The sequence below is a fragment of the Peribacillus sp. CSMR9 genome, from assembly GCF_033141925.1.
Lineage (GTDB): Bacteria > Bacillota > Bacilli > Bacillales > DSM-1321 > Peribacillus > Peribacillus simplex_A.
This window is the reverse complement of record NZ_JAOPHO010000006.1, coordinates 67,069-87,426: the sequence shown is the minus strand read 5'-3', so window position 1 is coordinate 87,426 and position 20,358 is coordinate 67,069. Positions and strand designations below refer to the sequence as shown.

The following is a 20,358-nucleotide window of genomic DNA, read 5'->3' as shown; positions in this document are numbered from 1 at the left end:
TTTTTTTTCATATACATTTAACAAGGGGGGAAGGAAATGCTGGAATGGGTTATCACGTTAGGCTTTGTTGGTTGTCTTGGTTTAGGTGGTGGAGTGTTTATTCATTTTGTGAAAAGTGGATTGAATTTGGAGGATTCATCGAGGATTGATCCACTTCCGGAAATGGACGAGTAAGATATGCAAAAGACGCTCAACCGATTGGTGAGCGTCTTTTACCATACATTATTTAAATACTGGTTCTTTGAATTGTGCCAATTTTTCCAATGAAGATTGCTGAACATCTTTATGGAGGCTGTTTCCATGTGAATCCATGGTAACAACTGCTGTAAATCCTTCAACGTTCAAATGCCACATTGCTTCTGGAATACCAAATTCAGTAAAGTTAACACCTTCGACGGATTTGATGCAGTCTGCATAATATTGAGCAGCCCCGCCGATTGCGTTTAAATAAACGCCGCCGTGTTCACTTAGTGCTTCTAATGTTTTCGGTCCCATTCCGCCTTTACCGATGACTGCACGGATGCCGAATCGTTTCATGATATCGCCTTGGTATGGTTCTTCACGAATACTTGTTGTTGGTCCCGCAGCCTTCACATGCCATTTACCTTCTTCGTCCTTCAGCATAACTGGTCCACAGTGATAAATGACTTGTCCGTCTAGGTCGATTGGTGCAGGATTTTCAGATAAGTGCTTATGGATAGCGTCACGGCCCGTATATATTCTGCCGTTAATATGAACTACGTCACCAACTTTTAATTCACGGATTTGTTCTTCCGTGATTGGTGCTTGTAGGGTGATTTCACGGGAAGCTTCAACGTCAGATTCTACAGCGGCTGCCACTTCTTCCTTCGCTGCTTTTTCTTCTTCTAGAGCAAAGTCGATTTTCTCGCCTTCTTGGTATAACCACTCATTGATTTCTCCTGTTTCGGGATTCACTTTCACACCTAAACGGCGGAAAGCCCAGCAGTTGTAAGCAACGGAGACGAAAAAGCTTGCCGGAATACGGTGCATGACACCGATTTTACATCCAAGCAGTGTGGTTTCGCCGCCAAATCCCATCGTGCCGATTCCCAATTCATTAGCTGTCTTCATGATGTAATCTTCAAGATTACGAAGATCTTCATTCGGATTCACATCTTCATTACTGCGGAAAAGTTGAGCCTTAGCCAGATCATATCCGGATGAACGGTCCCCTCCAATACCAACGCCGATAAAGCCGGCACTGCATCCTTGTCCTTGTGCTTGGTAGACAGAGTGTAGGACACATTTACGGATTCCGTCCAAATCACGGCCCGCTTTCCCCAATCCTTCAAGCTCCATAGGCAGACTGTATTGAATGTTTTTATTTTCACAGCCGCCTCCTTTTAAGATGAGACGAACATCAATGTAGTCTTTTTCCCATTGATCGAATTTCATGACAGGAAGACCTTCCCCAAGATTATCCCCGCTATTTTCACCCGATAAAGAATCAACTGCGTTTGGACGAAGTTTTCCGCCCTTTGTCGCTAAAATGATTGCATTACGGATTGCGTCTTTTATTTCAAGTTGGTTCACGCCAACTGGAGTTTTAATTTTGAAAGTCGGCAGACCAGTATCCTGACAAATCGGTGATACATTGTCGTCAGCCATTGTAATATTATTCGTGATGGTGGCCAAGCTCAACGCTGAACGAGTGCCTGCATTTTCACGTTGTTTTGCGCTTTTTACCGCACGACGAACATCCTTTGGAAGATTCGTTGAAGTTTCAACGATAAGACTGTACATACTTTCTTGGAATTTTTGAATATCCAAATTTCTCTTCCCCCTCTTATTTCCCCTAAATTTAATCATTTCCCTGCTTCTCTATAAAGAGCGAATGATACAACACCCGTTTTATTATACATCTAACATAATCTTTCGAAAACAAGTAATTATTTTTCTTAATGAAAAGCAATTTGAAGAGGAATGTTCAAGCCGCAAAGAATAAGCCCATGAGTAAAATGTCATCACCAATCTTTACCTATTTATGATGAACGCAATCAAGCATTATATATAAAAAAGGGATGACGCAGGTTGCTCGTCATCCCTTCATGAATATTAACATTGAAAAAATCATACTATCGAAACAAATATTATTCTTCGCGGGTTCTGAATTGTTCAACTTTGCCTTCCAAATCATCTATCATGCCGATTAAGCGGTCTATATCTTCCAATTCAGTATTTTCCGGTTCGATATGATCAAGAACCTCCATGAACATCGTGAGGCGTTCTTTTAAGTATGTTAATTGTTCGTTTTTACCTGTAATGGATTTTCCCATGAGGCACTCTCCTTCCGTTCTTCTTTCATCGTAACGAAATCTGCTTGAAAGTGCAATGGCAAGCTAAAATGCAGCTCTCCGCCATTTGACAATTTTTGTCCCCATTGTTCATAATGGGTTAGTGCATTATTACGTAAGGAGTTTTAAACATGTCAATAATCAAGCAAGATCTTTTAACACCAATTACACCCAAGTATGATCCTTGGGAAGCATATATGGACGTTGAACAATATGGAAAACTCTGCTTGACCAATGTGGAGTTCACTACCACCACCCTTTGCAATATGCGTTGCGAACATTGTGCTGTCGGTTACACACTTCAGCCTAAGGATCCGGATGCTCTGCCTTTGGAATTACTGATTCGGCGCCTTGATGAGATTCCTTTGCTTCGCTCGCTCAGCATCACTGGCGGGGAACCGATGCTATCTAGGAAACAAGTGAAGAATTATGTTTTACCTTTATTGAAATATGCCCGTAGCCGTGGGGTCCGCACACAAATCAATTCCAATTTGACCCTTGACTTGGAACGGTACGAGGAAATCATTCCTTATTTGGATGTCCTGCACATTTCCCATAACTGGGGAACGATCGATGAATTCATTGATATAGGCTTCGCCATGATGGACCGAAAACCATCACGGGAACAGCGAAAGAAGTTATTTGAAAAAATGATTGAAAATTCCCGTGCCCTGACAAAAGCTGGTGTGCTGGTTTCTGCAGAAACCATGCTTAATAAACGCACATTGCCGCATCTTGAGCATATTCACAGACAAATCGTCGATGAAATGGGATGTCAAAGACATGAAATTCATCCGATGTATCCAAGCGATTTCGCTTCGGCACTTGAAACGTTATCATTGGAAAATATGCGTGAAGCGATTCATCATTTGCTTGATATCCGTGATGAAAATGTATGGATGCTTTTTGGTACCCTGCCATTCTATCCTTGCAATAACGCTAAAGAGGATATAGAGCTGCTTCAACGCCTGTATGGTTCACATAAAGTGACGGTTCGAAATGACCCTGATGGACGTTCCAGGTTGAACGTCAATATTTTCACTGGGGAAGTGATCGTGACCGATTTCGGGGACGCACCTACATTGGGAAATATCATTGATTCGCCATTGACCGAATCGTATGACACATGGATGAATTCGAAACTGGCCAATGAATTGAACTGCCACTGCCCGGCAGTAAAATGTCTAGGCCCGAATGTTCTCGTCAAAAATGCATACTACCCGATGGAAGACTTCAGGATCAGGAAGTCTTCCATATAAAGAAAAACTCGCCAATCCGGCGAGTTTTTCTTTTTACCTAGGTTGCTGAGAGACTGTAAAGCTGAAGGAAACATGGTCCTGAACCGGTATCCATGCACCGATGCCTTGAGAAGTGATGTTCTTGATCGTTATGGTTCGCTTATTTCCTTTTAGGTTCAAATATACTTCCCCATATGTGACCTTTCCTTTTTCATTGACTGCAGAAGCATAACTGGATAAGTAACCAATCCTATTTGAAGCAACATTGTATACCTCATCTTTTTTCGTACCAGCTCCGATGATCGTTTCGAAAGCCAATGGCAAATTGGTTTTTTCTGTGGCTTTTAACAGCATCATCTTTTGAACATCCTCAGCCTTAGGGATTTTCGCGGTAAGACCGCCGCTCACTGCCTTCTGACTCTCCTGGATGTAACGGATCCTGTATGGAACTTCACCGCCGCGATTATCATAGTAATTCATATTGATCTTTTGGTATTCCCAGTTTGGGGCCGTTTCCGAAGACTCATAATTCAATGCCCAATGACCAAGGTATATGGTCGCCCTGTAACCAAAAGCAAGCGGAGCCTTTGCAATTGCTGATTCATTCAACATATGAATGAGTTCTGGATTTTCAATCTTTATATCCGACGAGCCGATCAATTGTTTGGCAAACTTACTCGGCTGCAGCATCGGAAGATCCTGAGTCGGGTTCGGATACGTATTCTCCTTTGCAATATTCAATACGGAAGGCGGGATATTCACCTTATTCGGAGTTGCTTTATCTCCTGGTTTATTGGCTGCAAAACTTACATTCGCCTGAATGAAGGCAATTAGGGCAATCATCGTAATAAGAATAATTCTTTTCATGCTGTCGCACTCCTTTTGAGGGGTTCAATCATTTTGTTTATAGATTTTGTTTTTAGCCAACATTCTATACATTTCATTCTGCTGTCGAATTTGTAATATATTTTTAAAGTTCAGAATATTTACTTTTTAATCGGAATCGGTTATACTTAATTTACATTATAAAAAGGAGGCGAAATCGTTCATACCTATTACACTCTCAGGAGGTATGCTTATCGAACAATCCATGACACCCTTTTAAAGGATGACAGAAAACGAATTCGCCCATACTTAAATCTGATGTAAAAGGATGGTGTAACACTCTAGAATATTTTCTCAACTTTTACAAAAGCATGATGAAAAATTTTGGAAAAACTTATGAATGGTAATTTACTAATATAGAAATGACTCTGCTAAATCTAACCTGAGCAGAGTCATTTTTATTTATATAAAAGAAGACCTTCCGCATCGGAAGGCCTGCATTATTATAATAAGTAAAATCCAATCCCCATGATGAAGTAAGCAGCCAATAGGGTAAGGCCTTCAAACCAGTTCGTTTCCCCGTCATTCGAAATCATGATCATCAGAAAGACTGCTGAAACCATTGAAATTAGTTCTGGCCATGTGAAAATAAGCGGCATATGAGTTGGATACATTAACGAAATCAATACGAGTACAGGAGCTACGAACATCGCTACTTGAAGTGTGGAACCAACGGCAATCTCCACAGCGACATCCATTTTATTTTTATAGGCCATTATGACGGCGGACGCATGCTCTGCCGCGTTACCCACGATCGCAACGATAATGACACCGATGAATAACTCTGTCCATCCGAAGGTTTCCCCCACTTCGCTGAAGGTATGTACAAGCTTCTCCGATACGAACGCAACAGCCAAAGTAGCGGCAGCAAGTATTATAATTGCCTTTTTCTTACTCCATTCCGGTTCTTCCTCTTCATGTTCATTGGTTTTCTGGTTATGCTGATATACCCCGCGGTGAGTAACCAATTTAAAGAATAATGCAGCAAGATATAATAAGATCAAAATGATGGAAATTCCGACACTTAATGACATCGTACTTGACTCACTCATTTTTTGTGTGAAAACTTCCGGTATGACGAAGGCAACAATAACTGCAAATATTAACAGCCCGGCATTATGCCTGGCATCAAAAACATTAAATTTCTGCCGTTTGTATTTGGTCCCTCCGATGAAGAACGAAAGGCCAGCCACCAACAATAAGTTCCCTAAAACGGAACCAGTCAAAGACGCCAATACAACACCGACCAGCCCCGCCTTTAATGAAAAGACGGATATGATCAATTCAACTGCATTACCAAAGGTTGCATTCAATAGACCGCCAATCCTTGGTCCCATAACAATCGCTAAGCTTTCAGTCGCCCGGCCCATGAAGCCTGCAAGCGCGACGATTGTTAAGCAATATACTATGAACATGATTACGCTCGGCCAATGAAATAAAGACCCAAGGACAGATACTGGGACCCCTAACAGAACAAGCCCCAAAAATATTTTATTCACGATACTTCTCCTCACAATCCTATAGTTCTTTTTATGTAACAAAAACTATCATACATAATCTTCTGGCAAAGACAAAGGAAAATTTCCCACCGCTCCTCTTCTTGTCAATATTTACCCAAATCCCTATTGCTTAATCCTCTTTCTAAGATGTAACATCAAAATTGTATAACATTTCTTAGGAGACATGATTTTATGAATAATAAACTGCTTTTAAGTGTTTTAATCTTTATTGTCGGCATATCAGGCTTTTCTCAAGGAATGCTTCTGCCGATCATTGCCATCATTTTTGAAAATGACGGAATTAGTTCATCCTTAAACGGGTTTCATGCCGCCTCCCTTTATATTGGGATTCTGTTGATTTCTCCTTTTATGGAAGCGCCACTCCGTAAATATGGGTATAAGCCATTGATATTATTTGGCGGGATAACGGTCATTCTCTCTCTTTCCTTATTTCCTGTTTGGAAATCATTCTGGTTTTGGTTCGTACTACGTTTCTTCATTGGAATCGGCGATCATACACTCCACTTTGCTACCCAGACATGGATCACTGCCATTTCACCAATAGCGAAGCGCGGTAGAAATCTCGCTATTTACGGACTTTTCTTCAGTCTTGGCTTCATGGTTGGCCCGCTAATGACGAAGCTTCTCGAGATTAATCAGTCTTTGCCTTTCATCTTTACATCCATACTCAGTCTTCTTACTTGGTTAACTGTTTTCCTTATTAGAAATGAGCTTCCTGAACAGGATGAATCTGAAAACACATCATTTCTGGGCACACTTAAAAGGTTTACGAAGGTGAGCCGCATAGCTTGGGTCGCTTTTTTACTTCCGTTCACTTTTGGCGTGCTCGAAGCATCATTGAATAGCAACTTTCCAGTTTTCGCCCTGCGCTCCGGAATCGATTTAACTGCGGTATCCATTATAATTCCGGCATTTTCAGGCGGAACTCTTCTTACACAGATTCCCCTGGGAATGATCAGTGATCGCCTTGGCCGGCGAAAAACCTTGCTGACTATCCTCTTTTCGGGCTTTACCATATTTTCTCTAGCAGGGATTTATTCTTATTCAGTGCTTGGACTATTCATCTGCTTCATGCTTGGAGGTATGATGGTTGGTTCGACTTTCTCTCTGGGAATCAGTTATATGGCAGATCTGTTACCTCGAAACCTTTTACCAGCAGGAAATTTATTATGCAGTATTTTCTATAGTCTGGGCAGCATCGGCGGTCCATTCTTTGGCGGCCTTGTAATAGATCATGTACACAGTGGGAATTTTTTTCATATGATAAGTATCATGCTTTTCCTTGTCTTTATTTCATTGGCATTTTTTAAGGAGAAACTGCCTGCATCTGTTATGTAATATAGTTTATTATCTGGACAATTCCATTTATCATTCAATTTGCATGGTATTTACAATAGCCCTTGTATATTGAAATAACTGGCATTTTATATTTTTTACTAGATTAGAATCATTCTTCTTTATTTTTGAATAGGATATGTGGTAATATAATATTAACAAAAGGGACATCACGTTAATAAATCTTTGTAATCATTGCTGTCATCGCAATTACGATGGCAGCTTTCATATTTTATCCAGAGAAATGACGTTGATTATCTTTCTCAATTAGATATTATACAAATGATAATCCATATCATTTACACAAAAATAGAAAAGAATTTGGGAGGGAATCTTATGACTACAGATACTAAACATTTAACCCAACCGGCTACATGCAAAACCTCTTGGTTGGAAAAGGCAAAACCTCATTTAGAACTTATTGCTGCATTATTCAGCGGTTTATTAATAGTTTTGGGCTGGGCTCTTTCAAAGAACGGAATGGAGTCCACTTCCATAGTCATATACTTAGCCTCTTTCCTGATTGGCGGATACGCCAAGGCAAAAGAAGGCATAGAAGATACGATTGCCGACCGGGAATTGAATGTTGAGATGCTGATGATTTTTGCCGCCATCGGTTCTGCGATCATCGGATACTGGACGGAAGGTGCCATATTGATTTTCATCTTCGCTTTAAGCGGTGCCCTTGAGACATACACGATGAATAAAAGCCATAAAGAGATTTCGGCGCTTATGGACTTACAGCCAGAAGAAGCGCTGCGCATCACTAAAGGATATGAAGAGACCGTATCCGTTTCCCAGTTGCTTGTCGGGGATCTGATTTTAGTGAAACCAGGTGAGAGAGTTCCTTCTGATGGAAAAATCACGGACGGCCGTACCAATCTAGATGAAGCGGCCATCACTGGTGAATCCATACCAGTCAGCAAATCCTTGGATGATGAAGTTTTTGCGGGAACGGTTAATCTCCGTGGGACGATTACCGTGGAAATTACCAAACCAGCAAGTGAAACATTATTTCAAAAAATAATCACTCTCGTTCAATCCGCACAAAGCGAAAAGTCCCCTTCCCAGCTGTTCATTGAACGGTTTGAAGGGACTTATGTAAAAGTCGTATTAACAGTTGTCGGCTTGATGATGTTCGTACCACATTTCATATTGGGCTGGAGCTGGACCGAAACATTCTACAGAGCGATGATCCTGCTCGTTGTCGCTTCTCCTTGTGCCCTTGTGGCATCAATAATGCCAGCTACACTTTCTGCCATTTCAAATGGCGCCCGCCATGGCATTTTATTTAAAGGCGGCATCCATCTTGAGAATCTAGGAAATCTACAGGCTATTGCCCTAGATAAAACCGGAACATTGACAAAAGGTAAACCAGAGGTAACGGATGTTATCATCCGCGAAGATTTAAGCGAAGAAGATTTCTTATTTCATGTTGCTTCTGTTGAAAATTATTCAAACCACCCTTTGGCAACATCAATCGTACGTTATGCTAAAACGAAGTTGCAAAAGGACATCATTAAACCGGATAACATGGAAGATATCTCAGGTAATGGGGTTCAAGCTTATTTCAAAGGCATGCTTTGGCAAGTCGGAAAAGCTGATTTCGTCGGCCGCAGCGAAGCCGAACGATTCAAAAACGGCATTGCGCTGACATTTGCTGAACAAGGCAAGACAATTGTTTATGCTAAAGATGATCTTGGGATTGCCGGTATAATCACTTTGAAAGATGTCGTGCGTGAAGAAACGATCGCTGCCATCGAAGCTTTGAAAAATGAGGGGATCCATACCGTCATGCTGACAGGTGATGGTGAAAAAACCGCTAAAGCGATTGCGTCGGAGACCCATATTGATGCATATATTGCCGAGTGCCTACCTGAAACCAAAGTGAATGAAGTGAAAAAGCTGAAAGAAAATTTTGGTACAGTAGCAATGGTTGGGGATGGCATCAATGATGCACCTGCACTGGCAACAGCTTCCGTTGGAATTGCAATGGGTGAAGGCACGGATGTTGCCTTGGAGACAGCTGATGTTGTTCTGATGAAGAATGACCTCCCGCGTATCGCGGAAGCCGTCAAATTATCCAAGAAGATGAATCGAATCATCAAACAAAACGTCATTTTCTCGATCTCGGTCATCATGATTCTGATAGCATCCAATTTCCTTCAATTCCTGGACCTTCCATATGGTGTCATTGGCCATGAAGGAAGCACAATCCTTGTTATATTGAATAGCTTAAGACTTTTGAGAAACTAAAATGAAAAAGAAGGAGCCTAAAAGGCTCCCTTTTTTATGTTCGTTTCATTTAATGATATCCGTTCTTACCGTTTGCTGAACCTGATGTTTTATGGTTCGATCCTTTTTTTCCTTTTTGCTTTGTGCTGCCATCCTTTTTACTCATGAAAGAACTCCCCCTCTACAAAAGTTATGTCATTTCTTGAATAGTATCTGCTTCAGGATAGTCCTCTATTACGGGAACTCCTGGAAGATCATTTACATTCTGGATTTTCCTTTTCACTTAACAAGGCATTTATTTCCCCGCCCAGTATGATGATGAGCCCAGATAAATAAAACCAGACCATTAATACGATTATTCCTCCAAGACTTCCATATGTCGCCGAATAATTAGCAAAGTTCTCCACATAAAAAGAAAACAAAAGGGAAACGAGGCTCCATCCTGCCGTTGCAAAGATAGAACCAGGCAATACGGTTAGGCATTTCAGCCTTTTGTTGGGCGCAATCCAATAAAGGATCGTGAACACTATTAAAAATACAAGCGTGCTGATCACCCAGCGCAGTTGATTCCAAATGATTAGAAACTCATCGGATTGTCCAATTTCAGCAAATAGGAATACTCCGATCTGTTTTCCGAATATCGGAAGCAATAAAACGACAATAAACACAAAAATCATCGCTAAAGTGAGAAGAATCGACATTCCCCGGGAAATAAAGAAAGTTCGACTTTCTTTTACACCATATGCTTGATTAAATGCTTTAATGATTGCATTCATCCCATTCGAGGCCGACCATATGGTTCCAATGACACCAAACGACAATAAAGTACTATTCGCTTCCATCACTTCCGAGAGGTTAGCCTCAATTATTTTCATCGAACCCGCGGGTGCATATGTACTTATAGTATTTAAAATATCTTCTTGGGAAAATGGCAGATAGGCCAATAAAGTGAACAAAAAAATAAGTAACGGAAACAGGGAAAGCAAAAAGAAATAAGACAGCTGTGCGGCAAGTCCTGACACATCATCCATCTGTAACCGTTTTATGAATGTCTTGAAGAATGAGCCTTTCAGCCATTCTTTTTTACTGGCCATACCCCCACCCCATTTTTTAATTTGAGGAAACCCGTCCTTGCGGATCCTGACTTGAAGTCGAATCTTCCGGCTCTGCAGCAAAGACTTCCTTCGTCTCTATCACCACTTGCGCAACTTGCGATGGAATATCTTTCATTTCCTCCACCTTTTGGGAAATGAATGATACATCATCGGAAATTTTTTCAACAGTGGAACGGACCTTAGATGATGTTTCACGTACTTGTGAAAGTACCCCATTGGGATTCTTCACTAATTCTTTCATATTACTCAAGCAACTTTTGCTGTTTTCCAATACCGAATAACGCGTATTTTTATCAAAAAGGCTTACTGCAGCCCCTGCTAACGCCCCGATAAAGACCGCTTGCATAAATTTACTTTTCTTGGCACATTTATATTCTTCTCGAATGTTGCTCATATATTCTCCTCCTCGTCATATATTGGTTGATGATAATGGTAGCTATCTCCATTATACAATGTTTAAAAAAGTTTTTTCCTATCTTTTCCCAAACTCTCTCACTTTAAAACGCAAAGACGACAAAGTGAATTGATGCTCAAGCTTCGTTTTCCACCCGAATATTCATTGACTTCTAGGGGTAATCATGCAAAGATGTAAATAATTTAGGAACGTATGAAAGGATGAGGGGTATGGATTTAACACAAAACACAGCCGAAAGTGTCGAGTTTATGGTTGAAGCAATTAAGGATAAATTGAAGGTGATGAACTTCGGTGCAATCAAATCAACCCATTTTGATATCGAAATGTACGAAGAACTGCACGATATTTATAAAATGGTGATGAAAAAAAACAATTTCAGTGTCCGTGAAATGGAAGCGATCGCTGAAGAACTTGGAAGACTGCGTAATAAGTAACATTCAAATCCTCCCGTTCCGGTGAGGATTTTTTCAATTTTTAAAGATTTCTGCTACATTTGATATAGAACTTATTGTTGAAAACAGACAGGAGTTGTAAGCATGGTAGATAGAAGAACGCCCATCAGTATCGCTGAAGCAGTGGAAAAAGTGATGAAGCATAAATTAGGAGGAGAAGTGGAGCTGATTCCCCTGGAAGAAAGTCAAGATCGTTTTTTGGCTCAAGATATTACAGCTACAAATGATGTTCCGCATTTTAACCGCTCGCCATATGATGGATTCACCCTCAGGTCCAGGGATACCGTTGAAGGTTCCATAAATAATCCACTCGAATTCGAAGTGGTTGAAGAGTTAGCTGCAGGTATGGTATCGACTATCCCCGTGCAAAAAAACCAAGTTGCAAGAATCATGACTGGAGCTCAGATGCCAGCTGGGTGTGATGCCGTAATTATGCTCGAGCTCACGAAGGAATTCGAAAAGGATGGAAAGAAGTACATATCATTTAAACGCTCACTTAAAGTAGGGGAAAATGTTTCTTTTCAAGGTGAGGACGCAAAGAAAGGGGATCTTCTTGTAAAAAAAGGAACAGCGATCAATCCAGGGATCATCGGCTTACTGGCAACATTCGGTTATGTAGAAGTCCCTGTTGCCAAAAAGCCTGTAGTGGGATTATTCGCTACTGGTTCGGAACTACTTGATGTTAATGAACCTTTGCAGCCCGGGAAGATTCGCAACAGCAATTCGTATGCCCTTTCCGCTCAAATACGGAGGGCGGGAGGAGAAGTCCGTTTTTATGGAAAGCTTAAAGATGAATTCGAATTAAGCTACGAAGCCATTTCAACGGCTTTGGAGGAAGTCGATCTACTCATTACAACTGGAGGCGTTTCCGTCGGTGATTTTGACCTTCTCCCAGATATTTATCAAAAAGTGGGAGCAGATGTCTTATTCAACAAAGTGGCCATGCGCCCTGGCAGCGTGACGACCGTGGCCGTATATAATAACAAGATTTTATTCGGTTTATCCGGTAATCCATCCGCCAGTTATGTCGGCTTTGAACTATTTGCAAGACCCATCATCCGCACCATGCTGTTTTCGGAACATCCGCATTTACGAAAAGAGACTGCTCAATTGGCAGAGGACTTCTTAAAGCCCAACCCATTCTCACGTCTGCTTCGAACCCGATTATTTTACGAATCCGGCCGGTTGAAGGTAATTCCTAGTGGTGTGGATAAATCCAATATTACAACAAGCCTGGCTGGTGCCAATTCATTGACTGTCTTACCTGGGGGGACCCGTGGCTTTCAAACTGGAGATATCGTGGACGTTCTGCTTCTCGATGACCAAGAAGGAAGCAAATGGCCTTGGTAAAACCCTTTATTTTTCAAGTGGTTGGCTACCAAAATAGAGGAAAAACGACATTCATAACGAATATAATCGAAAAGCTTCGCGCAGTAAAATTAGAAACTGCCATTTTAAAACACCATGGGCATGGCGGAAAACCAGATATCACTGGTATGAAGGATTCCCATAAACACTTTCAGGCTGGGGCAGCCGCTTCACTTGTTGAAGGAGATGGGACAATAGAATTGCTCGGCAATTTCAAGGGCGAAGCCCCTATCGCTGAGTTGATTCAATTATTGGGTCTATTTCTCCCCGATGTGATTTTAATTGAAGGTTATAAGCAAGAGGACTTTCCTAAGGTCATTATAATCAAAGAAGAGAGTGACCTCCTGCTATTGGAAAGACTTACGAATGTCAAAGCAGCGGTGGCTTGGCCTGAATGTCTGGAACGAACCAGGGATCATGCTTCAGTACCCGTCTTCCCTTTGGATTCGGATCAATTCATTCCATGGTTTTTAAAACAAATATGAAGGAGGGCACAATGTTCATTCAATTTCCCTTAGAGAAACGCCGCAAGATGATCGAACGTATCCAAGAATATGTGTATCAGGAACATGGCAAGGAAATCGGTGAAATCGCTGCTGAAAATCACTTGCAATTCATTTTGGAAAACATCGCTCCCTTTATTTATAATGAAGGCATTAATGATGCGAAAAAAGTGATTGAGGACAGATTAGGCAATATTGAAGAGGATTTGTATTCATTGGAACGACCGATTGATTAAAATGAAAAAACAGCATCATAATTGATGCTGTTTTTTTACGTTCATTGTTCTGTCAGAATAAGCGGACCGTTTTTCGTGATGGCAATCGTATGCTCATATTGAGCCGAGTATTTCCCGTCTGCAGTGGAAGCCGTCCATCCATTCGCATCCCTGCTGGCTTTATATGTACCTACGTTTACCATTGGTTCGATAGTGAATACCATACCTTCTTTAAGACGCGGACCTTTATTCGGCAGCCCATAATGCGGAACTTGCGGCTCTTCATGAATGACATTTCCTATCCCATGTCCGATGAAATCACGAACGACCGAGAAGCCTTCCGCTTCGACATAGGTTTGAATGGCATGACCAATATCACCAATCCGATTGCCTTCCACACACACTTCAATCGCCTTATATAAAGATTCCTTCGTCACATGCACTAAATGTTCAGTTTCCTTGGAAACCTTTCCGACCGTATACGTCCAGGCAGAGTCGGAAAGGGCCCCGTTATAATTGACGACCATATCAATCGTTACGATATCTCCATTTTTCAAAGGGGTCTTACGGGGAAAACCATGACAGATTTCTTCATTTATGCTGGCACATGTCGCATACTCATACCCCTTGTAACCCTTTTGTTCCGGCTTCGCTCCATGTTTTTTTAAGAATCCTTCGACAAATTCTTCTATTTCCCATGTTGTCACACCAGGAACAATCAACTTTGCAATCTCCCTATGACAAGCTGCCAAAATTTTACCCGATTCATGCATCGCTTGAATTTCACGTGCAGATTTTAATACAATCAATCGTGACACTTCCTTTTTTATTCGTCTCTCCTTTTATTTTACTGCAAAGATTGAAGTATATGAATCCTTTAAATCTTATTAAATAAAAAATCCCGGCAGCTGCCGGGATTTTTCATTATTTCAATAGATTAAGCGATTCCCGGTTAAATGCCGGAAGATCATCTGGCGTCCTGCTGGTTACAAGCTGATTGCCGCATACAACGACCTCTTTGTCCAAATATGTGGCACCTGCATACTCCATATCCACTTTAATGGATGTATATCCTGTTGCGTGGCGTCCTTCAAGTGTTTTCGCTGTAATCAGCAACTGCGGTCCATGACAAATTGCAAATACAGGCTTTTTATCATCCATGAACGATTTGGCGAACGATGCGAAGCGTTCATCAGCACGCAGTTGATCAGGCGAGAACCCTCCGGGGATGAACAATGCATCGAAGTTCTCTGGTTTCACCGAATCGATGCTTTCATCAATCTCTACTTCTACTTCCCCTTGTTTCCCTTTAACAATTTTCCCTTTTTCCATTTCAATCGTCGTAACCGTATGGCCGGCTTCTTCAAATGCATTTGCGGGTTCACTGTACTCCGAGTCCTCAAACATATTCGTTACTACACATGCGATATTTTTACCCATGAAAATTCATCTCCTCAATTTTTGATCGAATGAACTTACTTTGTACTTTAATTATGTTCCCTCTTGCAGCATGAATAAAACACAATTTAAAGATGTCACTACCAAAAATCATTTCCGTTCATTTGAGTGAGATCCCGCTAAAATTTCCGACCTTCTTTCGGAGGTTGCTACACCTCGGCTTTAAAATCTGAAAGATAAGGGGTCCCTGACCTCTTTTCTTTTTCCAAGCCTGATCAATGTTTGGGATACTGGCCAACAACGTGTATGGCATTGATGATTCTTTTGTTGATCCACTTCCTGTTCTCTTCTGTATTCAAATTTTCAAATATCCTTTTCCGCCGTTCTTCCGTGGTTACATAGTAATTAGGCAGGTTATTCAGTGATAATGTGATGATGTCATTTTTACATTTGCTGCACGAACAAAATGTTTGGTATTCCATACCTGATATTAAAACCTTGACCCATGTCACAACGATCTCTTCCATCACGTTTGTATATTGTCTTTCCATACATTCTCCTTCAAGAAGAAAAACCCGTCCATATCATGGCAGGTTTTCACTCATTTATTGCTGTCCCTTGGAACAATCAGGATTTCAACTCTCCGGTTTTTCGCTCTTCCTATTTTCGTTGCATTAGAAGCAACCGGCTTGAATTCCCCATGTCCCTTGGCACTGAACATTTCGGGATCCAACTCTTTATTTTCGAGGAGAAGTTTCATGAAATTCACGGATCGCATCACGCTCAGATCCCAGTTGGATTCATACCGGGAATTTTTAATTGGAACATCATCGGTATGTCCGCTTACGATAATGTTTCTGGGTAAGTCCATGACCAGTAAATCCGAGATTTCCTTAGCGATTTTTCGGTTTTCACTTTTCACTTCAGCCACACCCGATTCAAACAGCACGTTTTCCCTAATTGAAATCAACATGCCTTCATCCGTAAGGTTCGTTCCCAATTTATCCGTTAAATCATTCTTCTTTATATAGGCATTTACACGTTTCTGAACTTCCCTAAGTTTTTCTTGTTCGTTTTTCCCTAACTTCTTAAGATCTTCTGCCCCTGATCTTTGCTCTGGTGATGTAGGCTCATTGCTGGGGGAATCACTTGGGAATTCCATAAAACCCGTCCCGCTCGTAAAGACCTGGTTAAATACATTGGACAACTGCTGGAACCTTACTGCATCAACCGAACTTGAAGCGAATAAGACGATAAAAAGCGCAAGAAGCAATGTTAAGATATCGGCATAAGGAACCAACCATGATTCATCGATATGCTCTTCATGCCTTTGTTTTTTTTTTCGCCTAGCCATCTTCTCTCACATCGCCTTCTAACCACTTTTTACGATCTCCAGCAGGCAAATATGATGTTAATTTCTGTTCAATCGTCCTTGGCGCTTCCCCTTCGATGATCGACAAAATCCCTTCTATCATCATTTCTTTGATCCGGACTTCCTGCTTGGATTTCCGTTTGAGCTTATTGGCAAATGGATGCCATAACACATACCCCGTGTAAATCCCCATCAAGGTTGCAACGAAAGCGGCAGATATCGCATGTCCCAATGCCTCCGTGTCAGCCATATTACCCAATGCAGCAATCAGCCCGATTACTGCACCCAATACACCAAGTGTCGGTGCGTATGTTCCGGCTTGACTGAAAATCGCTGCCGCACTCAGATGACGTTCTTCCATCGCATCTATTTCCTCTGCTAAAATATCACGAATATAATCGGCACTCTGACCTTCGACTGCAAGATTCAAGCCATTTTTCAAAAAAGTATTATCCACTTGATCCGAAATGCTTTCCAATGCCAATAAGCCTTCTTTCCTGGCAATGACCGCCCATTCCGAAAAAGTTTTTATTAATTCTTCAGGCTTTGTCAATTTTTGTTCAAAGAATAAAATCTTGAATATTTTTGGTAGTCTTTTTAATTCTGACAAAGGGAAAGCCGTTACGACAGCAGCTATCGTCCCTACAATAATGATCATAATAGCTGCAGGGTTAATCAACGCTGTAACACTAACGCCTTTCAACACCATTCCGACTAAGATGGCCACAATACCCAGAACTACGCCCAAAACTGATGTTATATCCATATTACTCACCCATTCATTTAAAGTCTCGTCTCCTCCTTATATCGGATGAAGTTAAAAAAAAGTGAGGATTATTTTACTAATTTTAAATTTAATTAAATTACCACAAATCCCACCTTTTCCACTACTTGTAAGGTCAAATTCAACAGCATATTTCAATAGCCCAGGTAAAAATTCCGTCGAAAATGGAATTTCAGGGCGTTTCGTTCGTGAGTTTCGCTTTGCGCCTGAAAATTGTTCATTTACTCTTAAGTTTCGGTGCTTTACTCGTGAGTTTTATGCTTTTACTCGTGAATTTCGCCGCTTTACTCGTGAGTTTCGCCGCTTTACTCGTGAGTTTCGCCGCTTTACTCGTGAATTTCATGCTTTTACTCGTGAGTGCTACCCTTTTATGGGCAACATGCTAAAAGTTTTCGACATAGTATTTCCATATTGAAAACAGGGACAAAGCCTGTCAGCTTTGTCCCTGTTTCTGCTTCCCATGGATTCTTCCATCCAACCATTTTATGATGGGTGATAGAAAAAATAAAATGAATAAGATCCTGAATAAATGAAAGCTTGTGACAACGGATAAATCCACATGTACAGACATGGCTGTGACTGCCATTTCGGCCACGCCGCCTGGCGCCATGCTCAAAAATAATTCATTCGCCTGCAAGGATAGGATCGGAGCAAATTGAATGGAAAGATAATAGCAAAATCCAATTAACAGGACATTACTGAGGAATACGGCCCCGAACATCTTTCTGAAAAGTCGGGGATTATCAACCTTCAGTGTGTAGCCTAAATGTGCGCCAATCAACAATTGTGAACAGTTCAACCAAAAGTCAGGAATTTGCGGGGCACCTGGACCTACTAAATTAAATAAGGCTGCGGCCATGAGAGGTCCTAGTAAAAAAGGCAGCGGGAAATTCGCCTTCTTTGTGATGTAGATGAATAATAGCAAGGTTGCCAACATCATGATTGCTAACTTTCCATCATATTCAAATAAGAAAAACGGCCGCTCCGATTTGGCCAATACCGCACCTGATTCAACTGACATTACATGGGTCACAAGCCAAGGAACAATGGATATCACAAGGATGACCCTAAGTGTTTGCATGAAACCTACAACCGTTTCATCACTATCCTTCATTTCCTCACTTAAGACCACCATCTGGGATAGACCTCCCGGAAAACTGCCAAGCATGGAAGTACTCAATGATAAGTCCATTCGCTTCCCTATAAACCAGCCAGTCAAAACTGTAAACAAAATGATTGCGATTGTCGTAAAAAGCATAACCGGCAAATATTCAAGCATCTCATTTAACGATTGTTTCGTGAATGAACTGCCCAGTTGCAAACCAAGAATGACCAATCCTGTGCTTCTAAAGGTTTTAGACCAAAACATGTACTTCCCTAACTTTACTTTCGCAATCATCACCACGAATAATGGTCCTAGCATCCATGGTAAGTATATCCCAAGGCAATCAAACGCATATCCACCCAGGAAAGCTAGAAAAGATGTAAAGATGACTCTAAAACTCTTACTCTCGATTAAATTTGCACTCACAAAATTACCTTCTTTATCTAAGCGGATTTTCATCTATATCTTAACATAAAATAAGCTGGTTCAAAGCTGTCTTGCACCCTTTCAACTGAAGCGAGGGGTATGATGGGGAAAATACGAGGAAGCGAGAATTACTTATGACTTACGAGATTGGAAATAATTTAAAAATCTACCTTGCCGGTCATCCTGGGTTTCATTTTCCTTTTCTTGGATTACCGCTGATCCTTTCACATTTTTTTGCCGTCGTGGCCAATTTATTTGGCGGCTATTGTGCAGATCGATTTGGTAGTCAACGGCAAGCATTTGTATCCAAGCTTGCCCTTACACATATGAGGGGAAATATTTTGCAGCAGCTGCAATAGGCAGAATGTTGGCCCCGCTCTCCATCGCCAGCGCATTTTTATATTTCATCATGTTTTCGCTCTATGAAAAGGAACAGTTCGGCATTTCCACTATTTACTAGATTTCCCACCCCCACAAACTCGCTACAAAAGGTAGAATGAATATATAGGGGTCAAACTCTTATGGAGGGGTGACTAGATGTTATCAAATACAGAAATAGGCATTGACTTAGGAACTGCAAATACGCTAGTTTACAGTAAAAATAAAGGAATCGTATTTAATGAGCCATCGGTGGTGGCCATTGATATAGAGACTAATAAAGTATTGGCAGTCGGTGTGGATGCTAAAAACATGATCGGGAAAACACCTGGAAATATCGTTGCGATCCGTCCACTTAAGGACGGTGTCATTGCGGATTTTAATGTAACCGCGCAAATGCTTCGGGAAATCATGAAAAAAGCAAGTAAGGCATTAGGCTTATCGATTCGAAAGCCTAGTGTAGTGGTCTGTACACCATCAGGTTCCACATCAGTTGAGAGAAGGGCCATTCAGGATGCTGTCAAAAGCTGCGGAGCCAAACAGGTCCACCTTATCGAGGAACCAGTAGCGGCAGCAATCGGCGCAGGCCTGCCTGTCGAAGAGCCCATTGCCAATGTCATCGTTGATATCGGCGGCGGCACGACTGAGGTCGCAATCATATCTTATGGCGGCGTCGTTTCTTGTAATTCAATTAGAATTGGTGGAGATCAATTGGATGAAGATATCAGCCAATATGTTAGAAAAAAACATAATGTGCTGATCGGGGAAAGAACAGCCGAGGAAATAAAAAAAGAAATTGGCTACGCACTCGTTGAACATCCTGTGATCACCATGGAAGTTAGGGGCCGCGATCTTGTAACGGGTCTTCCAAAGCCGATTACAATATCATCCACTGACATCCAGGAAGCCATCCAAGAATCGCTTCTTCATATATTGGAAGCAATCAGGGCCACTTTGGAAGACTGTCCTCCTGAATTAAGCGGGGATATCGTCGATCAAGGTGTCATTTTATCCGGCGGGGGTGCACTTCTCAACGGGATACAAGAATGGCTGACGAATGAAATTGTCGTCCCAGTCCAACTTGCAGATAATCCGCTTGAATCAGTTGCCATCGGAACAGGGCTTTCACTTGAGGTCATTCACAAATTACAAAAAGCCGTATATTAAAATGATGAAGGAATCCCAACTTGGGGTTTCTTTTTTTTATCTACAAAGCCTGATGTTCCCATGATGATAATCTCCACATTTTAGTTAAATAACTCCCTGATATATTTTACCTCGTTTGGGTAGAGAATAAGG

Annotated in this window: 23 protein-coding genes; 10 read left to right on the top strand and 13 right to left on the bottom strand. The window is 41.3% G+C overall.

What is annotated here, in order from left to right:
• The first annotated feature begins 36 nt into the window (after window positions 1-36).
• On the top strand, window positions 37-174 hold the full coding sequence (locus tag N9I19_RS06190) for a hypothetical protein (protein WP_176431897.1): 138 nt from the start codon (window positions 37-39) through the stop codon (window positions 172-174).
• 48 nt (window positions 175-222) lie between these two features.
• Here N9I19_RS06190 and N9I19_RS06185 read toward each other — a convergent pair whose 3' ends face one another.
• Complete coding sequence (locus tag N9I19_RS06185; protein ID WP_061461525.1) at window positions 223-1,791, bottom strand: fumarate hydratase; 1,569 nt, start codon at window positions 1,789-1,791, stop codon at window positions 223-225.
• Window positions 1,792-2,111: 320 nt separating this feature from the next.
• Window positions 2,112-2,297, bottom strand: a complete 186-nt coding sequence (locus N9I19_RS06180; RefSeq protein ID WP_317777272.1) for an SE1561 family protein — start codon at window positions 2,295-2,297, stop codon at window positions 2,112-2,114.
• A gap of 155 nt (window positions 2,298-2,452) precedes the next feature.
• Between N9I19_RS06180 and yfkAB the strand changes: the two genes are divergently transcribed.
• Window positions 2,453-3,574, top strand: a complete 1,122-nt coding sequence (yfkAB, locus tag N9I19_RS06175) for a radical SAM/CxCxxxxC motif protein YfkAB (protein ID WP_411730410.1) — start codon at window positions 2,453-2,455, stop codon at window positions 3,572-3,574.
• A gap of 33 nt (window positions 3,575-3,607) precedes the next feature.
• Here yfkAB and N9I19_RS06170 read toward each other — a convergent pair whose 3' ends face one another.
• Window positions 3,608-4,420, bottom strand: coding sequence for a YfkD famly protein (locus tag N9I19_RS06170; protein WP_061461519.1), 813 nt, complete (start codon window positions 4,418-4,420; stop codon window positions 3,608-3,610).
• 461 nt (window positions 4,421-4,881) lie between these two features.
• Entirely contained in the window at window positions 4,882-5,940 is a 1,059-nt protein-coding gene (gene cax / locus N9I19_RS06165) for a calcium/proton exchanger (RefSeq protein ID WP_317777282.1), read from the bottom strand.
• A gap of 189 nt (window positions 5,941-6,129) precedes the next feature.
• On the opposite strand from cax, the gene N9I19_RS06160 reads away from it, so the two are divergent.
• Window positions 6,130-7,296 carry an MFS transporter gene (locus N9I19_RS06160; RefSeq protein WP_317777270.1) on the top strand — a complete coding sequence of 389 codons (1,167 nt, stop codon included), beginning with the start codon at window positions 6,130-6,132 and terminating at the stop codon, window positions 7,294-7,296.
• 333 nt (window positions 7,297-7,629) lie between these two features.
• Entirely contained in the window at window positions 7,630-9,549 is a 1,920-nt protein-coding gene (locus N9I19_RS06155; RefSeq protein ID WP_089362619.1) for a heavy metal translocating P-type ATPase, read from the top strand.
• Between the two features lie 233 nt (window positions 9,550-9,782).
• On the opposite strand, the gene N9I19_RS06150 is transcribed toward N9I19_RS06155, so the two are convergent.
• Both N9I19_RS06150 and N9I19_RS06145 read right to left on the bottom strand, forming a co-directional pair.
• Window positions 9,783-10,622 carry a YihY/virulence factor BrkB family protein gene (locus N9I19_RS06150; protein WP_061461511.1) on the bottom strand — a complete coding sequence of 280 codons (840 nt, stop codon included), beginning with the start codon at window positions 10,620-10,622 and terminating at the stop codon, window positions 9,783-9,785.
• Between the two features lie 16 nt (window positions 10,623-10,638).
• Window positions 10,639-11,037, bottom strand: a complete 399-nt coding sequence (locus tag N9I19_RS06145; RefSeq protein WP_284471877.1) for a YtxH domain-containing protein — start codon at window positions 11,035-11,037, stop codon at window positions 10,639-10,641.
• A gap of 230 nt (window positions 11,038-11,267) precedes the next feature.
• On the opposite strand from N9I19_RS06145, the gene N9I19_RS06140 reads away from it, so the two are divergent.
• The 4 genes from N9I19_RS06140 to N9I19_RS06125 all read left to right on the top strand — a co-directional run bounded on the left by N9I19_RS06140 (window position 11,268) and on the right by N9I19_RS06125 (window position 13,617).
• The gene (locus tag N9I19_RS06140; RefSeq protein WP_061461507.1) at window positions 11,268-11,492 is read left to right on the top strand and encodes a DUF1128 domain-containing protein; all 225 of its coding nucleotides are present in this window, start codon (window positions 11,268-11,270) and stop codon (window positions 11,490-11,492) included.
• Window positions 11,493-11,594: 102 nt separating this feature from the next.
• Complete coding sequence (locus N9I19_RS06135) at window positions 11,595-12,860, top strand: molybdopterin molybdotransferase MoeA (protein WP_317777269.1); 1,266 nt, start codon at window positions 11,595-11,597, stop codon at window positions 12,858-12,860.
• A complete protein-coding gene (mobB, locus tag N9I19_RS06130; RefSeq protein ID WP_289321108.1) occupies window positions 12,848-13,363 on the top strand; it encodes a molybdopterin-guanine dinucleotide biosynthesis protein B in 516 nt (171 codons plus the stop codon). The genes N9I19_RS06135 and mobB overlap by 13 nt, the downstream gene beginning before the upstream one ends.
• 11 nt (window positions 13,364-13,374) lie before the next feature.
• On the top strand, window positions 13,375-13,617 hold the full coding sequence (locus N9I19_RS06125; protein WP_089362615.1) for a DUF2164 domain-containing protein: 243 nt from the start codon (window positions 13,375-13,377) through the stop codon (window positions 13,615-13,617).
• Between the two features lie 41 nt (window positions 13,618-13,658).
• On the opposite strand, the gene map is transcribed toward N9I19_RS06125, so the two are convergent.
• The 7 genes from map to N9I19_RS06090 form a co-directional block, all read right to left on the bottom strand.
• Window positions 13,659-14,405, bottom strand: a complete 747-nt coding sequence (gene map / locus N9I19_RS06120; protein ID WP_061461499.1) for a type I methionyl aminopeptidase — start codon at window positions 14,403-14,405, stop codon at window positions 13,659-13,661.
• A gap of 115 nt (window positions 14,406-14,520) precedes the next feature.
• Window positions 14,521-15,036, bottom strand: a complete 516-nt coding sequence (locus N9I19_RS06115; RefSeq protein WP_317777268.1) for a type 1 glutamine amidotransferase domain-containing protein — start codon at window positions 15,034-15,036, stop codon at window positions 14,521-14,523.
• A 233-nt stretch (window positions 15,037-15,269) separates the two neighbouring features.
• Window positions 15,270-15,545, bottom strand: coding sequence for a late competence development ComFB family protein (locus N9I19_RS06110; protein WP_317777267.1), 276 nt, complete (start codon window positions 15,543-15,545; stop codon window positions 15,270-15,272).
• A 50-nt stretch (window positions 15,546-15,595) separates the two neighbouring features.
• Complete coding sequence (gene motB, locus N9I19_RS06105) at window positions 15,596-16,348, bottom strand: flagellar motor protein MotB (protein ID WP_317777266.1); 753 nt, start codon at window positions 16,346-16,348, stop codon at window positions 15,596-15,598.
• Window positions 16,341-17,132, bottom strand: coding sequence for a flagellar motor stator protein MotA (motA, locus tag N9I19_RS06100; protein ID WP_317777265.1), 792 nt, complete (start codon window positions 17,130-17,132; stop codon window positions 16,341-16,343). The genes motB and motA overlap by 8 nt, the downstream gene beginning before the upstream one ends.
• A 235-nt stretch (window positions 17,133-17,367) precedes the next feature.
• A complete protein-coding gene (locus N9I19_RS06095; protein ID WP_317777264.1) occupies window positions 17,368-17,493 on the bottom strand; it encodes a hypothetical protein in 126 nt (41 codons plus the stop codon).
• 90 nt (window positions 17,494-17,583) lie between these two features.
• Window positions 17,584-18,681: an AbrB family transcriptional regulator gene (locus N9I19_RS06090; protein WP_317777263.1), complete on the bottom strand. Its 1,098-nt coding sequence runs from the start codon at window positions 18,679-18,681 to the stop codon at window positions 17,584-17,586.
• A gap of 134 nt (window positions 18,682-18,815) precedes the next feature.
• Here N9I19_RS06090 and N9I19_RS06085 point away from each other — a divergent pair, with 134 nt between their 5' ends.
• Window positions 18,816-19,040 (top strand): hypothetical protein, encoded by a 225-nt coding sequence (locus N9I19_RS06085; protein ID WP_317777262.1) that lies wholly within the window; start codon window positions 18,816-18,818, stop codon window positions 19,038-19,040.
• Window positions 19,041-19,218: 178 nt separating this feature from the next.
• The gene (mreBH, locus tag N9I19_RS06080; RefSeq protein ID WP_317777261.1) at window positions 19,219-20,226 is read left to right on the top strand and encodes a rod-share determining protein MreBH; all 1,008 of its coding nucleotides are present in this window, start codon (window positions 19,219-19,221) and stop codon (window positions 20,224-20,226) included.
• Window positions 20,227-20,358 lie beyond the last annotated feature (132 nt).

Coding starts and splice junctions, on each gene's coding strand:
- N9I19_RS06135 (WP_317777269.1), top strand. CDS start 11,595: ATGGTAGATAGAAGAACGCCCATCAGTATCGCTGAAGCAGTGGAAAAA.
- motB (WP_317777266.1), bottom strand. CDS start 16,348: ATGGCTAGGCGAAAAAAAAAACAAAGGCATGAAGAGCATATCGATGAA.
- N9I19_RS06190 (WP_176431897.1), top strand. CDS start 37: ATGCTGGAATGGGTTATCACGTTAGGCTTTGTTGGTTGTCTTGGTTTA.
- N9I19_RS06180 (WP_317777272.1), bottom strand. CDS start 2,297: ATGGGAAAATCCATTACAGGTAAAAACGAACAATTAACATACTTAAAA.
- N9I19_RS06140 (WP_061461507.1), top strand. CDS start 11,268: ATGGATTTAACACAAAACACAGCCGAAAGTGTCGAGTTTATGGTTGAA.
- N9I19_RS06110 (WP_317777267.1), bottom strand. CDS start 15,545: ATGGAAAGACAATATACAAACGTGATGGAAGAGATCGTTGTGACATGG.
- N9I19_RS06095 (WP_317777264.1), bottom strand. CDS start 17,493: ATGAAATTCACGAGTAAAGCGGCGAAACTCACGAGTAAAGCGGCGAAA.
- N9I19_RS06125 (WP_089362615.1), top strand. CDS start 13,375: ATGTTCATTCAATTTCCCTTAGAGAAACGCCGCAAGATGATCGAACGT.
- N9I19_RS06115 (WP_317777268.1), bottom strand. CDS start 15,036: ATGGGTAAAAATATCGCATGTGTAGTAACGAATATGTTTGAGGACTCG.
- N9I19_RS06150 (WP_061461511.1), bottom strand. CDS start 10,622: ATGGCCAGTAAAAAAGAATGGCTGAAAGGCTCATTCTTCAAGACATTC.
- mreBH (WP_317777261.1), top strand. CDS start 19,219: ATGTTATCAAATACAGAAATAGGCATTGACTTAGGAACTGCAAATACG.
- N9I19_RS06170 (WP_061461519.1), bottom strand. CDS start 4,420: ATGAAAAGAATTATTCTTATTACGATGATTGCCCTAATTGCCTTCATT.
- N9I19_RS06085 (WP_317777262.1), top strand. CDS start 18,816: ATGACTTACGAGATTGGAAATAATTTAAAAATCTACCTTGCCGGTCAT.
- mobB (WP_289321108.1), top strand. CDS start 12,848: ATGGCCTTGGTAAAACCCTTTATTTTTCAAGTGGTTGGCTACCAAAAT.
- N9I19_RS06160 (WP_317777270.1), top strand. CDS start 6,130: ATGAATAATAAACTGCTTTTAAGTGTTTTAATCTTTATTGTCGGCATA.
- motA (WP_317777265.1), bottom strand. CDS start 17,132: ATGGATATAACATCAGTTTTGGGCGTAGTTCTGGGTATTGTGGCCATC.
- N9I19_RS06145 (WP_284471877.1), bottom strand. CDS start 11,037: ATGAGCAACATTCGAGAAGAATATAAATGTGCCAAGAAAAGTAAATTT.
- N9I19_RS06155 (WP_089362619.1), top strand. CDS start 7,630: ATGACTACAGATACTAAACATTTAACCCAACCGGCTACATGCAAAACC.